The sequence below is a fragment of the Auraticoccus cholistanensis genome (genome assembly GCF_009742705.1).
Classification (GTDB): domain Bacteria; phylum Actinomycetota; class Actinomycetes; order Propionibacteriales; family Propionibacteriaceae; genus Auraticoccus; species Auraticoccus cholistanensis.
Genome location: NZ_WPCU01000005.1, coordinates 772,216 through 786,126 on the forward strand (window position 1 = coordinate 772,216; position 13,911 = coordinate 786,126).

The window sequence follows — 13,911 nt, forward strand, 5'->3', positions numbered from 1 at the left end:
ATCGACTCCCCCGTCCGGGCCGGCGCGGCGGGTTCTCCCCCGGCGGGTTCTCCCCCGAGGGGCGGCGGCCCGGCCGGCGTCTCCGGTGCGGGGACGCCGGCGGCCTGCTCGAACCCCCGGACGGCCTCCTCCGCCTCGGCGTGGCGACCACGCCGCTCGAGGAAGCGGACCGACTCCGGCAGCCCGAGCCGTACCACCACCGCGTACACCGCGGGGACGGCACCGAGGGCGAGCGCCCAGCGCCAGCCGTCCGGGCCGGTGGGCACGACGAAGTAGCCGATCAGGGCGGCCATCACCCAGCCCAGCGCCCAGAAGGCCTCCAGCGCGACCACCACCCGGCCGCGGATGGAGCCGGGGGCGTACTCGCTGACCAGGGTCGAGGCGACCGGCAGCTCCGCGCCCAGACCGAGACCGACCACGAACCGCAGCGCGATCAGCGTCGCCAGCCCGGCCGAGAGGGCCGAGGCACCGGTGGCCAGCCCGTACACGAGCAGGGTGAGCGCGAACACCTGACGGCGCCCGATCCGGTCGGCGAGCAGGCCCCCGACCGAGGCGCCGACCGCCATCCCGACGAAGCCGATCGAGCCGACCAGCGACACCTGCCCCGAGCTCAGCGCCCACTGCTGGCCGAGCGCGGCCATCACGAACGAGATCAGCCCGACGTCCATCGCGTCGAGCGCCCAGCCCAGCCCCGAGCCACCCAGCAGCCGGGCGTGGCGGCGGGTGAAGGGCAGCCGGTCCAGCCGCTGGGAACGGCTCAGCCGGGTGGGGGTGACGTCAGCGCTCACGGTCTGCTCCAGGACGTGGACGGCGGGATCGCCGCACAACCTACGCCGGTCGCCGCGAGGCCTCCGCCGCGTCCGGTCGCGTGGACGCTCCCGGCGACGCCGGCGCCGCGGGCACCGGGCGACGGCGCTCCACCCCGAGCCGGTCGGCCTGGCGCACCAGCAGCAGCGTCGCCACCGCCATGGTCAGCACCGAGGCGGCGAGCGCGGCCGGGCTGCCCTCGGTGGCGTTCGGGTCCGACCACCCGACCGCGACCAGCACCGTGAGCAGGCAGTTGTTCGCCACGTGCAGCGCGATCGCCGCCTCCAGACCGCCGGTGCGCCAGGTGATCCAGCCGCACGTCACGGCGAAGACGGCGATGTCGAGCTGACCCCACAGGTCGTAGTCGTGGCCGAGGACGAACAGCGGCACCGGCAGCAGGACCGCGAACCCGGGGTGACGCAACCAGCTGCCGATGGCCTGCATCAGCACGCCGCGGAAGACGTACTCCTCCGCCGCGGACTGCAGCGGCACCAGCAGCACCGCCGCCGCCAGGAACACCGCCGCGCCCGGCACCAGCCGGGGGGCGGTCAGCGGCGTGCCGAGCAGCGGGTCCACCACCGCCAGCTGGACGGCGAAGCTGACCAGGTGCACCACGAGGGCGACCGCCAGCGCCCGCCCGAGCCAGCCACGGCGCAGCCGCCCGGCGACCGAGGACAGCAGCCCCACCGGACGGGGGCCGACCCACCGCCGGACCAGCAGCACCACCGGCAGCAGCAGCGCGATGGTGGCGAAGCCGTAGACGTAGCTGACCGGGTCGGTCATGTCCATCGCCAGCGCCCGCTCCTGCAGCCGCGTACCGGCCAGCGCGTCGACCAGCAGCAGCAGCGCCAGCGACGCCATCACCACCGCGCCGTAGAGCAGTGCGGCGACCAGCCCCACCAGCAGCGGCTTCCACCAGCGCCCGCCGGGGGCCCGGCCGAGCCGGTGGAAGTCCAGGGCGGAGGCCCGGGCGGGCGGGACGGCGGCGCTCATGGCGTCACCGTAGACGGACGGCGTGCCAGGACCTGCTCATGGCTTGACGCCGGGCCCGTCACGGCCACGGCGTCGCGGCATGAGCAGGTTCCGGAACGGCTGAGGCCCGGCGGGCACGGCGGCGCCCTAGGGTGGCGGCGTGACCACCGTCCTCGCTGGCCGACCGGTGCGGGACCGGCTGCTGCTGCTCGGGCCGGCCTTCGTGGCGGCGATCGCCTACGTCGACCCGGGGAACGTGGCGGCCAACCTCAGCGCGGGCGCCCAGTACGGCTACCTGCTGGTGTGGGTGCTGGTCGCGGCCAACCTGATGGCGGTGGTCGTGCAGTACCTGTCGGCCAAGGTCGGCGTGGTGACGCAGCGCTCGCTGCCGCAGCTGGTCGCGCAGTCGCTGGACCGGCGCGGTCGCGGCGGCCGGGTGGCACGGCTCGGCTACTGGCTGCAGGCCGAGCTGGTGGCCGTGGCCACCGACATCGCCGAGGTGGTGGGCGGCGCCATCGCGCTGTGGCTGCTGTTCGGGGTGCCGCTGCCGCTGGGCGGCGTGCTGGTCGGTCTGGTGTCGCTCGGGCTGCTGTCGGTCCGCGACCGGCTCGGCGGAGGGGCATTCGAGCTGCTGGTGAGCGGCGTGCTGGCCGTGATCGCCGTCGGCTTCCTCAGCGGGCTGCTGTTCTCCCCGCCGGACCCGGCGGGTGTGCTCGCGGGGCTGGTGCCCCGTTTCGCCGACGCCGGCTCGGTGCTGCTGGCCACCAGCATGCTGGGCGCGACGGTGATGCCGCACGCCATCTACGTCCACTCCTCGCTGTCGCAGCAGCACCACCGCGGCACCGCCGACGTCGGACGGGCGCTGCGCGGCACCCGCACCGACACCGTCAGCGCGCTGCTGGTGGCCGGCTCGGTGAACATCGGGATGCTGCTGCTGGCCGCCTCGACGCTGTCCGGCGTCGAGGGCACCGACACCATCGCCGGCGCCCACGCCGCCATCGAGGCCGCCCTCGGCGGCGGGGTGGCCCTGCTCTTCGCCGTCGGCCTGCTCGCCTCCGGGCTGGGGTCGACCGCCGTCGGCTCGCACGCCGGTGCGGTGGTGATGGAGGGCCTGGTGCACCGGCGGGTGCCGGTGCTGGTGCGGCGGCTGGTGACGATCGTCCCGGCGGTCGTGCTGCTGAGCCTGGACGTCGGCCCGACCCAGGTGCTGGTGGTGAGCCAGGTGGTGCTGAGCTTCGGCATCCCCTTCGCGCTGGTCCCGCTGGTGCGGCTGACCCAGGACCGCGGCCTGATGGGACGCTGGGTCAACCCGCTGCCGCTCACCGTGGCGGCCTGGGTCTCGGTGGCCTGCATCAGCACCCTCAACGTGGTGCTGCTCTGGCTGACCTTCACCGGCTGAGCCAGCCCCGCCCGCCGGCCAGCGGCGGGCTCAGGAGTGGCGGGGGTGGCGGGACCAGACGAAGCAGTACAGGCCGTACGCGGCGAGCCCGGCGGCCAGCACGACCAGCAGCACCACGCCGTACGGCTGGGCGCGGACGGTCTGCAGGGCGGCGTCGAGCCCGCCGGCCCGCTGCGGGTCGTGGGTGAGGGCCGCGACGGCGAAGAGACCGCCGACCACCCCGAAGGCGACGCCCTTGGCGACGTGGCCGACCACCCCGAGCACCCGCCCGGCCCGGCCCGGCGGCACGGAGAAGTCCTCGCGGAACGTCCGCCGCACGCCCTTGACCACCTGGCTGACCCCGACCGCGACGACCGCGGCGGCCACCAGCAGCACCAGCACCACCCCCGCCGGGTGGCCCAGCAGCCGCGCGGTCAGGCTCTCCTCGCCGCCACCGCCACCGCCGCCGCCGGCCGCCGTCGACACCGCGCTGCTCCCCAGCACCCCGTAGACCACGGCCCGGCCCAGCGACGACAGCCGCTTGCGGACCCGGGTGGCGCCGCGCCGGTACAGGTGGCCGAAGGCGGCCTCGAGCAGCTGCCACAGCGCCAGCGTGAACAGCCCGACCGCCACCACCACCAGCAGCACGCCGCCGAATGGCTGCTCGGCCAGCTGCTGCAGGGCGCCGCTGCTCGAGGCCTCCTCCGAGGAGCGGCCGCCGCCGAGAGCCAGCTGCAGGGCCAGCCAGGCGACGAGCAGGTGGACCACGCCGTAGGCGCCCAGGCCGAGGGTGACCAGGCGCCGGTACCAGGGGTTGTCCTGGATGGCCTGGCCGGCGTCCTCGGCCCTGTCCTCGACGTCGCCGGCGGCGTCCTGGGCCTTGTCCTTGGCGCGGGAGGCGGTTCCCCGGGACCTGCCCCGGCCGGAGGAGCTGGTGCGGGCGTCGGGGCTCATGGCCCGACCCTAGCCCCGGCGGAACCCCCGCGGAGCCTGATCGCCGACGACGGCCGGGACCGGCGCGCCGGTGCCGCCGGTCGCCCGCTCACCCCTGCTTCAGCACCCGGGCGGCCACCCCCAGCGTCAGCCGTCGCGGCAGCACCCGGGCGGCCACGGCCTGCACCTGGTTGGGCAGGTCGGGCACCAGGTACGGCGGCAGCCGGCGCCGGTCGAGGGCCGTCATCAGCGCGTCGACCACCTGCTCGGGGGTGGTGACCTTGCCGCCGAGGGCGCCGTGCTCGCTGCCCGCCACGTCGAAGAACTCGGTGCTGGTGGGCCCCGGGCAGAGCGCGGTGACCCGCACCCGGGTGCGTCGCAGCTCCTGCCACAGCGCCTCGGTCAGGTGCAGCACGTAGGCCTTGCTGGCCACGTAGGCCGCCAGCCCGGGAGCCGGCTGGAAGCCGCCGGTGGAGGCGACGTTGACCAGCGTGCCGTGACCGCGGCGCACCATCGGCTCCAGCAGCGTCCGGGTGATCGAGGTCAGCGCCGTCACGTTGAGGGTGAGCATCTCCTCCAGCCGCTCGGCGTCCTGCCCCAGCAGCGGTCCGTACAGGCCGAAGCCGGCGTTGTTGACCACCAGGTCGAGAGGACGGTGCGCCACCTCCTCGGGCATGGCCGCCAGCAGCGCGGGTCCGGCGCCGGGACGTCCCAGGTCCATCACGACCGGGTGGGCCTGCACCCCGTGCCGGCGCCGCAGCTCGGCGGCCAGCTCGGCCAGCCGGTCCCGGCGGCGCGCCACCAGCACCAGGTCGCTCCCCCGCTCGGCCACCCGTCGCGCGATGAGCGCACCGAGACCGGAGCTGGCCCCGGTCACCAGGGCGAGGGCGGGGGTGAACGTCATGGGACCTCCTGGTCGGTGCGGGCCTCGTGTGTGCGGGCTGATCGGTGCGGGCCGGCCGCGTGCGGCGCTGACACGGTAGCGCCCGGCACCCACACGACCCGCCCTCCGCGCCGGTGCCACACTGGCCGGCGATGGACAGCGAGACGTGGGTGAAGACCGTCCCGGCGGCCGAGGCGCGCCGCGAGGCGGCGGGCCTGACCTGGCTGGCGGCAGCGCCGGGCGGGGCGCGGGTGGCCCGCGTGCTGGGCACCCAGGACGGGCTGGTGCTGGAGCGCGTCCGGGCGGGCACGCCGACGGCGGCCTCGGCGCGCGCGTTCGGCGCCGCGCTGGCCCGCACCCACGCGGCCGGCGCCGAGGGCTGGGGGTCGCCCCCGCCCGGCACCGGCGGCGACGGCACCCTCGGGGCGGCCGTGCTGCCGACCCCGCGGCGCTGCCCGGAGCGCTGGGGCGACTTCTACGCCGGCTACCGGCTGCTGCCCTACCTGCGGCAGGCGCGGGACGCCGGGATCCTCGACGCGGCCGCTACCCGTCTGCTGGAGCGCTGCGCGGGCCGGATCGCCGACGGCGGTCTCGACCACGACCAGCCCGCGCTGGTGGCCGGCTCCGCCACCGGGGTCGCCCGGGTGCACGGCGACCTCTGGAGCGGGAACGTGCTGTGGGCGTCCCCCGACGGGGAGGCGGTGCTGATCGACCCGGCGGCCCACGGCGGCCACGCCGAGACCGACCTGGCGATGCTGCACCTCTTCGGGCTGCCGCACCTGGAGGAGGTGGTGCGCGGCTACCGCGAGGTGTCGCCGCCGGCCGACGGCTGGCGTGAGCGGCTGCCGCTGCACCAGCTGCACCCGCTGGCCGTCCACACCGTGCTGTTCGGCGCCGGCTACGCCGGTCAGCTGCTGGCCGCCGCCCGCCGTGTCGGCTGAGCCCGGCATACTCGGCCGCACCGGCCCGGCCCGAGCCGGTCTGGAGCGACCGCGGTCACCGGCGACCCCCCACCCGTTCGGAGGACCATGAGCACACCCGCCAGCCCCCGCACCCTCGGTGTCGAGGAGGAGTTCCTGCTCTTCCGCCGCGACGCGGCCGTCCTGGAACCGGTCGGGGACGCGGTGGCGGCGCAGGCCACCGAGCAGTCCGCCGGCTCGTTCGAGCACGAGCTGAAGCAGCCGCAGGCCGAGCTGAGCACCCTGCCCACCACCGAGCTCGGCGACGTCTCGGCCCAGCTGCACGCCCGCCGGACCGCGCTCGGACGGGCCGCCGCCGACCACGGCGCCCGGCTGGTCGCGATGAGCACCAGCCCCGTCGAGATCGACGCGGGCACCACCGCCGAGACCCGCTACCACCGGATGGAGGGCCACTTCGGGGAGGTGGCCCGCCACCAGGTCATCTGCGGGATGCACGTGCACGTCGGCGTGGACTCCGACGAGGAGCGCGTCGGCGTGGTCGACCGGCTGCAGCCGTGGCTGCCGGTGCTGCTGGCCCTCAGCGGCAACTCCCCGCTGTGGCGCTCCAGCGACACCGCCTACGACAGCTACCGGTCCGTGCTGTGGGGGCAGTGGCCCACGTCGGGCCCCACCGCCCCCTTCGGCGACCTGGCCGGCTACCGCCGCATCACCGCCTCGCTGGTGCGCAGCGGCGCCTCCCTGGACGAGGCGATGGTCTACTACCCGGCCCGGCTGTCGCCGCGCTACCCGACCGTGGAGGTGCGGGTGGCCGACGTCTGCGCCTCCGTCGAGGACGCGGTGACGCTGGCCGGGCTGGTGCGTGCGCTGGTGCACACCGCCGCCGAGGAGTGGGCCGAGGGCGCGCCGCTGCCGGCGACCTGGCCCGGGCTGCTGCACGCGGCCCACTGGCGGGCCGCCCGCTTCGGCGTGCGGGAGCGGCTGCTGGACCCGAGCGGCGACGAGCCGCTGCCGGCGTGGACGGTGGTGGAGACCCTGCTGGAGCGGGTCCGGCCGGCCCTGCAGGCCGCCGGCGACCTGAGCCGGGTCGAGCAGGGCCTGGAGCTCATCCGGGGCCGCGGCACCGGTGCGGCGCTGCAGCGGGCGGCCCTGGCCGAGGGGTCGCTGGCCACCGTGGTCGACGTCGTCGCGGAGGCGACCCTGGCCCGCTGACCCGGTCCGGGCGGGAAGTTCTGGACCTGAAGCGCGCTTCACCTCCTAGGGTCGCACCGACCGGGAAGAGGGTGGAGAGCGATGAGCATGGAGATGAGCGCCTGGCACGCCATGTGGGCGTCCTCGCGCGGGAGCGGCGGACGCCGGGTGTCGATGCGGACGGTGCGGCGCATCCTGGCCTTCGTCCGCCCGCACCGGGCCCGGATGGCCGCCTTCGTCGTCACCAGCGTGGTGGCTGCGACGCTGGGGGTCGCCACCCCGCTGATGGCCGGTGCCGTGGTCAACGCCATCACCGCCGGGGCCACCGGGCAGGTGGTGCGCTGGTCGCTGCTGATCGCGGCCGCCGCCGTCGCCGAGGCGCTGCTCGGGCTGCTGGTGCGCTGGCTGTCCTCCCGGCTGGGCGAGGGGCTCATCCTCGACCTGCGCCGGGCGGTGTTCGCCCACGTGCTGACCATGCCGATCGCCTTCTTCACCCGCACCCGCACCGGTGCCCTGGTCTCACGGCTCAACAACGACGTCATCGGCGCCCAGCGGGCCTTCAGCTCGACGCTGTCCGGGCTGGTCACCAACGTGGTGGCGCTGGCGCTGACCGTCGGCGTCATGGTCAGCCTGAGCTGGCCCATCACGCTGTGCGCGCTGGCGCTGCTGCCGCTGTTCGTGCTGCCGGCCAAGCGGATGGGCCGGCGGATGGCGGCGCTGCAGCGCGAGGCCGCCGACCACAACGCGGCCATGGGCAACCGGATGACCGAGCGCTTCTCGGCGCCGGGCGCGCAGCTGGTCAAGCTGTTCGGCGACCCCGACGTCGAGACGGCCGAGTTCACCGACCGCGCCGACAAGGTGCGGGCCATCGGCGTGCGCACCGCGATGGCGCAGTCCGTCTTCGTCACCGCGCTGACGCTGGTCTCGGCGCTGGCGCTCGCGATGGTCTACGGGATCGGCGGGGTGCTGGCCGGCTCGGGCCGGCTCGACGCCGGCACCGTGGTCACGCTGGCCCTGCTGATCACCCGGCTGTACGGGCCGATGACCGGGCTGGCCAGCGCCCGGGTCGAGGTGATGAGCGCCCTGGTCAGCTTCGAGCGGGTCTTCGAGGTGCTCGACCTCACGCCGCTGATCCGCGAGCGTCCCGGTGCCGTGGACCTGCCCGACGGTCCCCTCGACGTCCGGCTGGAGGGGGTGGAGTTCAGCTACCCGGACGCGGAGAAGGTGTCGCTGGCCAGCCTGGAGGACGTCGCCGTGCTCGACGACCGGCCCGAGGAGCAGGTGCTGCACGGGGTGGACCTGAGCGTCCCGGCCGGCACGATGACCGCTCTGGTCGGCTCCTCGGGGGCCGGCAAGTCCACGGTGGCCCAGCTCGTCACCCGGCTGCAGGAGGTGGACGCCGGTGCGGTGCGGATCGGCGGCGTCGACGTCCGCGACGTCCGGCAGTCCTCGATGCGCCAGGCGGTCTCGCTGGTGAGCCAGGACGGCCACCTGTTCCACGACACCATCCGCGCCAACCTGCTGCTCGCCCGCCCGGAGGCCACCGACGAGGAGCTGTGGCAGGCGCTCCGGCAGGCCCGGATGGAGTCGCTGGTGCGCTCCCTGCCGGCCGGGCTCGACACCGTCGTCGGCGAGCGCGGCTACCGGCTCTCCGGCGGCGAACGGCAGCGGCTGACCATCGCCAGGCTGCTGCTGGCCCGGCCGCGGGTGGTCGTGCTGGACGAGGCCACGGCGCACCTGGACTCCACCTCGGAGGCGGCGGTGCAGGCCGCGCTGGCCGACGCCCTGGTGGGGCGGACGTCGATCGTCATCGCCCACCGGCTGTCGACCGTGCGGTCCGCCGACCAGATCTGCGTGCTGGAGGCCGGTCGGGTGGTCGAGCGGGGCACGCACCGCGAGCTGCTGGCCGCGGGCGGGCGCTACGCCGAGCTGTACCGGACCCAGTTCGCCGAGCCGCGGACGGCCTGAGGCCCGCTCAGCGCTCCCCGGGCAGGACCGTCACCAGCGACTCCGCGGCACGCATGGCCGCGTCCTGCAGCCCGACCAGCCCCTCCAGACCGGGCGGCACCTCCTTGAACACCGGCCGCACCTCGAAGGCCAGGTCGAGCAGGGACTCCCGGTCGGGCTGGCCCTTGCGCAGCATCATCGCCTCGCCGGCCAGCCGGCCGTACTCGGCGGTGCGGGCCTGCCAGCCCGGGTTGCTGGCCAGCTGGGGGTGCTCGCGCATGGCGTTGGCCAAGGCGTCCAGCGAGGTCTCCAGCTGCAGCAGCTGCTGCCGCCGGGCCTCGACGTCCAAGGTGATCGGCAGGTCCTCACCGGAGTCCTGGTCGCGGCCGAACCACCTGCTGAACAGACCCATGCGAATTCCTCCTCGAGCTCCGGCGGGGGCTCTCACTGTAGGCGACCCCCGGTCCCGGCGGGGCTGCGTGCCGCGGCAGAGGCCGGGTAGGTAGCGGTCCCCGACCACAGGAGGCATGCATGTCCGACAGCACCCGCACCGCAATCGTCACCGGCGCCGACTCCGGCATCGGCCGCGCCACCGCCGTCGCGCTGGCCGCGCAGGGCCACGACGTGGGCATCACCTGGTACCGCGACGAGCAGGGCGCCGAGCGCACCGCCGAGGAGATCCGCTCCCACGGGCGCCGGGCGGCGATCGCCTACCTCGACACCTCCCGCCCTGAGGAGTGCGCGGCACCGATCGAGGCGCTGGTGGAGGAGCTGGGTGGTGTGGACGTCTGCGTCAACAACGCCGGCGACGGCGACTCCACCCCCTTCGTCGACCTGGACCTGGCGTCCTGGCGGCGGGTGGTGGCCACCGACCTCGACGGCGCCTTCGTCGTGCTGCAGGTCGCCGCCCGGCACATGGTCTCGGCCGGCCGGGGTGGCCGGCTGATCGCGGTCACCAGCGTCCACGAGCACCAGCCGCGGGTGGGCTCGGCCGCCTACGACGCCGCCAAGCACGGCCTCGGCGGGCTGATGAAGACGCTGGCGCTCGAGCTGGGTGAGCACGGCATCACCGCCAACGCGGTGGCGCCGGGTGAGATCGCCACCCCGATGACCGGCAACGAGGACGTCGACCCGCACACGGTGAGCCGTCCCGGCATCCCGCTGGGACGTCCGGGGGACGCCCGCGAGATCGCCGCGGTGATCGCCTTCCTGGCCTCGCCGGGAGCCAGCTACGTCACCGGCGTCTCCTGGGCGGTGGACGGCGGCATGCTGCAGATGGGCCCGCAGGCGGGTTCCCACCTGACCTCCGACGACTGGCGCCGGATCGGGTGAGCGTCCTCCTCGCCGCAGCTGGCGGACGACGCACCCAGGCGGGCCCGGGTGCGTCGCTCAGTCCGCCACGACGAGGGCCTGCGGCGCGGCCTGCTTCATCCGGGTGCGCAGCCACTTCAGCTGGGTGGCGGTCTCGCCCTCGCACCGGCTGACCACCTGGACGAGCTCCCGGTCCCGGGCGCCGTAGGCCGCCTGCCCCACGACGGTCCAGCAGACGTCGCACTCGGCCGCCATCAGGTAGAGGTCTTGGAGGTCGCGTAGCAGGCCGATGCCGCCGGTCCGGGTGCCGCGGAACAGCTCGGAGTGCAGCCGGTCGGGTTCGCTCGGGGCGTCCTCGGCGTAGCGCTCGGCGAACGGCTGCAGCAGCTCGGCGTGCCCGTCGCAGACGCCGGCCTGCTGCTGGCACAGGTGGGCGATGTCGGGTTCCTCCCCGTGGGCCCCGCCGACCTGGCGGAACGCGTCGGCGAGGTTCGTCTGGGCCCGGTGCAGCAGGCCGAGGTAGTGCGCGAGGTGCACGGATCACTCCTTCTGGGTGCGGCTGGTGGCCTCGGCGCCGGGCCCGCCGGCCGTCGGGGGCAGCGCTGCGCCGACCGGCGCGCTGCCGCCGACGGTGGGAGCCGGGGAGGCGGCGCCGTCGCCGTCGGCGAGCTTGGCGATCCCGACGGCCGCCACCTTGAAGATGGGCTGCTTGGACACCGGGTCCCAGGACGTGAGCGTGAGCTCGTTCGCGGCACGGGGGACGCGGTCGGCCGCGCCTACGTCGAAGTAGCCGTAGTGGAAGGGCACGAACACCACCCCGGGCCGGATCCCGCTGAGCCGGGCCCGCGCCTGCACCGCTCCCCGGGCCGAGGAGATGCCGACGAGGTCGCCCTCCGCGATCCCGTACCGGGCGGCGTCGGCGGGGCTGAGCTCGACCCAGACCTCGGGGGCGGCGGCGTCGAGCTGGGGCGCGCGTCCGGTCTTGGTGCGGGTGTGGAACTGGTAGACGGTCCGACCGGTGGTCAGCAGCAGCGGGTGGTCCTCGTCCGGCACCTCCGGCGAGGGCTGGTAGTCGGCGGCGTGCAGGAAGGCCCGCCCCGCCGGCTGCTTCGCCCGGTACTCGTCGGCGGTGAGCTCCGCCCCGGTGACGAGGTCGTGGCCGTAGGTCTCGCAGTAGTCGGGGTCGGTGTTGAAGACGCCGTCGGTGTAGAGCCGCTCGGTCCCGTCGGGGGCGTCCGCGGTGCAGGGCCACTGGATGCCGCTGCCGCCGCGCAGCCGGTCGTAGCTGATGCCGGTGTAGTCGCAGGGCCGCCCGGCCGAGCACTCCTTCCAGGCCTCGAAGACCTCCTCCGGTCCGCTCCAGGTGATCAAGGGTCCGCCGTCGCGGTCGCGGAAGTCCATCCGGCGGGCGTAGTCGAGGAAGATGTCCAGGTCGGCGCGGGCCTCCCCCGGTGGCTCGACCGCCTTCTCGCTCAGGTGCACCGTGCGGTCCACGCTGGTGAAGGTGCCCAGCTTCTCGCCCCAGGTCGCGCCGGGCAGGACGACGTCGGCCAGCTCGGCCGTCTCGGTGAGGAACAGGTCCTGCACGACCACGAACAGCTCCGGCCGGGCCAGGATGCGTCGGATGCGCGCCAGGTCGGGCAGCGAGACCGCCGGGTTCGTGGCGCTGATATACAGCAGCTTGATCGACCCCTGCTCGGCGTAGCGCCAGATCTGCATGGCGTGGGTGGGTGGCGCCCAGTGCGGGATCGTGAACGGGTCGACGTTCCACAGCTCGGCCAGCTCACGGATGTGCTCGGGGTTGTCCCAGTTCCGCAGCCCGGGCAGGTCGCCGTCGGCGCCGGTCTCGCGGGTGTTCTGCGCGGTGGGCTGGCCGTTCATCTGGTAGATGCCGGCGCCCTCCCGCCCGAGCATGCCCCGGAGCAGGTGCAGGTTGTTGACCCCGCAGGCGGCGGCGGTGGCCTGGTTGGACTGGTAGAACCCCTGCAGCACCGTGGACAGCAGCCGCCGGGAGGTGCCGAGCAGCTCGGCGGCGCGTTCCACGTGGGCCGCCGTGATGTCGCAGATGGCGGCGACCCTGTCGGGGGTGTAGGGATCGACGACCCGCTGCAGCCCCTCGAAGCCGATGGTGTGCGCGGCGACGTACTCCTCGTCGCACCACCCGCGCGTGATGATCTCGCGCAGCAGGCCGTTCACCAGGGCCAGGTTGGTGCCGTTGCGGACGGCCAGGTGCACGTCGGCCTCCCGCGCGACCGGGGTGGAGCGGGGGTCGACGGCCAGCATCGCCGGCGGGTTTGGTCCGCGGCGGCGGTCCAGCATCCGCATCCACAGCACGGTCTGGGTCTCGGCGACGTTGTGCCCCCACAGCGCGATGGCGTCGCAGTGGTCGACGTCGGTGTAGGAGCCGGGCTGTCCGTCGGTGCCGAAGCTCGCCTTCATCGCGGCGGCCGCGGTCGCGGTGCACAACCGGGTGTTGCCGTCCATGTGCGGGGTGCCGATGCCGGCCTTGCCGATCACCCCGAGGGCGTAGTACTCCTCGAGGAACAGCTGGCCGCTGGTGTAGAAGCCGAAGTGCCCCCAGCCGCCGGGGCCGTCCAGCAGCTCCCGGGAGCGCTGCACGATCCTGCCCATGGCGGTGTCCCAGTCGGTCTCCACCAGCCGGCCGTCGTCGTCGCGGACCAGTGGGCGGGTGAGCCGGTCGGGGCTGTGGTTGGCCTGCCAGCCGTAGAGGTCCTTCGGGTCCAGCCGGCCGTGGTTGACCCGGTCCACCGCCCGTCCCCGGACGCCGACGATGCGGCCGTCGGCGACGGCGATGTCCATCGCGTCGCCGTTGGAGTGCAGCACCGACGCCGACTGCACCCAGCGGTCGACGTCGGCCTCGGTCAGGTCCCCCTCGAGGAAGCCGTCCACCCGCACCGGCCAGGGCTCACCCGGGCCGTACGGGGTGCGCTCGCCCCAGGGGTCTGCGATCCGGTCAACCACGACGTGCCTCCTCGCGTCGAGGTGCGGCCCACACGGGCATCGCACCACCTGTCACCCGGTTGTAGAGCCAGCCCACCGCCGTCACCAGGACCACCGAGGCCGCGGCCACCGCCAGCTGGGTGGGGGTGTGGAGCAGGCCCAGGCTGACGATCAGCGTGGTCGCCCCGGCCGGTGGGTGGGAGGCGTCGAGCACCAGCAGCACGACCGCCGTCACGGCCAGCGAGCCGGCCGCGGCGACGACACGTGCCGGCGTCACCCCCTCCTGCAGGACCGACGGGTGGCTCCTGAGGCCGCAGACCAGCAGGAACCCGTACCCGGCCAGCAGGGCCACCGCGTGCCCGATCAGCGTGCTCCGTGGCGAGGCCTCCGGCGAGGAGGGCTTCTCGACGTGCAGCATCACCGCCGGCCCCAGGCTGGGGAACAACCAGGGCTGGGACGTGAGCAGGGCCACCACCCCCGCCACCGCCACCGCGACGGCGCTGCCCACCAGCACCCGCGCACCGCGACGCACGCCCGTCACGCGTACCTCCTCCGATCGCCGGCAGCGACCGGGCACTACCCGCTGGAGCCCGTCCCATGTCCACCGGCTC

General features: G+C 74.9%; 13 protein-coding genes. 5 read left to right on the top strand and 8 right to left on the bottom strand.

Translation table 11 applies throughout. From position 1 onward, the window contains the following. Positions 1–788 (bottom strand): MFS transporter (locus GC722_RS09430; RefSeq protein ID WP_331714610.1); only part of this gene is annotated, 788 nt, incomplete at its 3' end. A 40-nt stretch (positions 789–828) separates the two neighbouring features. Continuing rightward, positions 829–1,800, bottom strand: a complete 972-nt coding sequence (locus GC722_RS09435) for a CPBP family intramembrane glutamic endopeptidase (RefSeq protein ID WP_197429931.1) — start codon at positions 1,798–1,800, stop codon at positions 829–831. A gap of 166 nt (positions 1,801–1,966) precedes the next feature. Here GC722_RS09435 and GC722_RS09440 point away from each other — a divergent pair, with 166 nt between their 5' ends. Beyond that, positions 1,967–3,178 carry an Nramp family divalent metal transporter gene (locus GC722_RS09440; RefSeq protein ID WP_331714645.1) on the top strand — a complete coding sequence of 404 codons (1,212 nt, stop codon included), beginning with the start codon at positions 1,967–1,969 and terminating at the stop codon, positions 3,176–3,178. Positions 3,179–3,208: 30 nt separating this feature from the next. Here GC722_RS09440 and GC722_RS09445 read toward each other — a convergent pair whose 3' ends face one another. Next, positions 3,209–4,111 carry a DUF1206 domain-containing protein gene (locus GC722_RS09445; RefSeq protein ID WP_156609634.1) on the bottom strand — a complete coding sequence of 301 codons (903 nt, stop codon included), beginning with the start codon at positions 4,109–4,111 and terminating at the stop codon, positions 3,209–3,211. Positions 4,112–4,199: 88 nt separating this feature from the next. Further along, positions 4,200–4,994 carry an SDR family NAD(P)-dependent oxidoreductase gene (locus tag GC722_RS09450; RefSeq protein WP_156609635.1) on the bottom strand — a complete coding sequence of 265 codons (795 nt, stop codon included), beginning with the start codon at positions 4,992–4,994 and terminating at the stop codon, positions 4,200–4,202. A gap of 131 nt (positions 4,995–5,125) precedes the next feature. Between GC722_RS09450 and GC722_RS09455 the strand changes: the two genes are divergently transcribed. The 3 genes from GC722_RS09455 to GC722_RS09465 all read left to right on the top strand — a co-directional run bounded on the left by GC722_RS09455 (position 5,126) and on the right by GC722_RS09465 (position 9,049). Beyond that, positions 5,126–5,914: a fructosamine kinase family protein gene (locus GC722_RS09455; protein WP_156609636.1), complete on the top strand. Its 789-nt coding sequence runs from the start codon at positions 5,126–5,128 to the stop codon at positions 5,912–5,914. 87 nt (positions 5,915–6,001) lie between these two features. Further along, the gene (locus tag GC722_RS09460) at positions 6,002–7,102 is read left to right on the top strand and encodes a carboxylate-amine ligase (protein WP_156609637.1); all 1,101 of its coding nucleotides are present in this window, start codon (positions 6,002–6,004) and stop codon (positions 7,100–7,102) included. An 81-nt stretch (positions 7,103–7,183) separates the two neighbouring features. Next, a complete protein-coding gene (locus GC722_RS09465) occupies positions 7,184–9,049 on the top strand; it encodes an ABC transporter ATP-binding protein (protein WP_156609638.1) in 1,866 nt (621 codons plus the stop codon). 7 nt (positions 9,050–9,056) lie between these two features. On the opposite strand, the gene GC722_RS09470 is transcribed toward GC722_RS09465, so the two are convergent. Then, a complete protein-coding gene (locus tag GC722_RS09470) occupies positions 9,057–9,440 on the bottom strand; it encodes a hypothetical protein (RefSeq protein WP_156609639.1) in 384 nt (127 codons plus the stop codon). Positions 9,441–9,559: 119 nt separating this feature from the next. Here GC722_RS09470 and GC722_RS09475 point away from each other — a divergent pair, with 119 nt between their 5' ends. After that, positions 9,560–10,360, top strand: coding sequence for an SDR family oxidoreductase (locus tag GC722_RS09475; protein ID WP_156609640.1), 801 nt, complete (start codon positions 9,560–9,562; stop codon positions 10,358–10,360). Between the two features lie 57 nt (positions 10,361–10,417). On the opposite strand, the gene GC722_RS09480 is transcribed toward GC722_RS09475, so the two are convergent. Genes GC722_RS09480 through GC722_RS09490 form a run of 3 tightly spaced genes read right to left on the bottom strand, consistent with a single transcriptional unit; the run spans position 10,418 to position 13,841 of the window. After that, complete coding sequence (locus GC722_RS09480; protein WP_197429932.1) at positions 10,418–10,876, bottom strand: hypothetical protein; 459 nt, start codon at positions 10,874–10,876, stop codon at positions 10,418–10,420. A gap of 3 nt (positions 10,877–10,879) precedes the next feature. Beyond that, positions 10,880–13,321, bottom strand: coding sequence for a molybdopterin oxidoreductase family protein (locus GC722_RS09485; protein ID WP_331714611.1), 2,442 nt, complete (start codon positions 13,319–13,321; stop codon positions 10,880–10,882). After that, positions 13,314–13,841, bottom strand: a complete 528-nt coding sequence (locus GC722_RS09490; RefSeq protein WP_197429933.1) for an HPP family protein — start codon at positions 13,839–13,841, stop codon at positions 13,314–13,316. Before GC722_RS09490 ends, GC722_RS09485 begins: the two co-directional genes overlap by 8 nt. Between the last annotated feature and the right edge of the window lie 70 nt (positions 13,842–13,911).

Coding starts and splice junctions, on each gene's coding strand:
- GC722_RS09435 (WP_197429931.1), bottom strand. CDS start 1,800: ATGAGCGCCGCCGTCCCGCCCGCCCGGGCCTCCGCCCTGGACTTCCAC.
- GC722_RS09445 (WP_156609634.1), bottom strand. CDS start 4,111: ATGAGCCCCGACGCCCGCACCAGCTCCTCCGGCCGGGGCAGGTCCCGG.
- GC722_RS09450 (WP_156609635.1), bottom strand. CDS start 4,994: ATGACGTTCACCCCCGCCCTCGCCCTGGTGACCGGGGCCAGCTCCGGT.
- GC722_RS09455 (WP_156609636.1), top strand. CDS start 5,126: ATGGACAGCGAGACGTGGGTGAAGACCGTCCCGGCGGCCGAGGCGCGC.
- GC722_RS09460 (WP_156609637.1), top strand. CDS start 6,002: ATGAGCACACCCGCCAGCCCCCGCACCCTCGGTGTCGAGGAGGAGTTC.
- GC722_RS09465 (WP_156609638.1), top strand. CDS start 7,184: ATGAGCATGGAGATGAGCGCCTGGCACGCCATGTGGGCGTCCTCGCGC.
- GC722_RS09470 (WP_156609639.1), bottom strand. CDS start 9,440: ATGGGTCTGTTCAGCAGGTGGTTCGGCCGCGACCAGGACTCCGGTGAG.
- GC722_RS09475 (WP_156609640.1), top strand. CDS start 9,560: ATGTCCGACAGCACCCGCACCGCAATCGTCACCGGCGCCGACTCCGGC.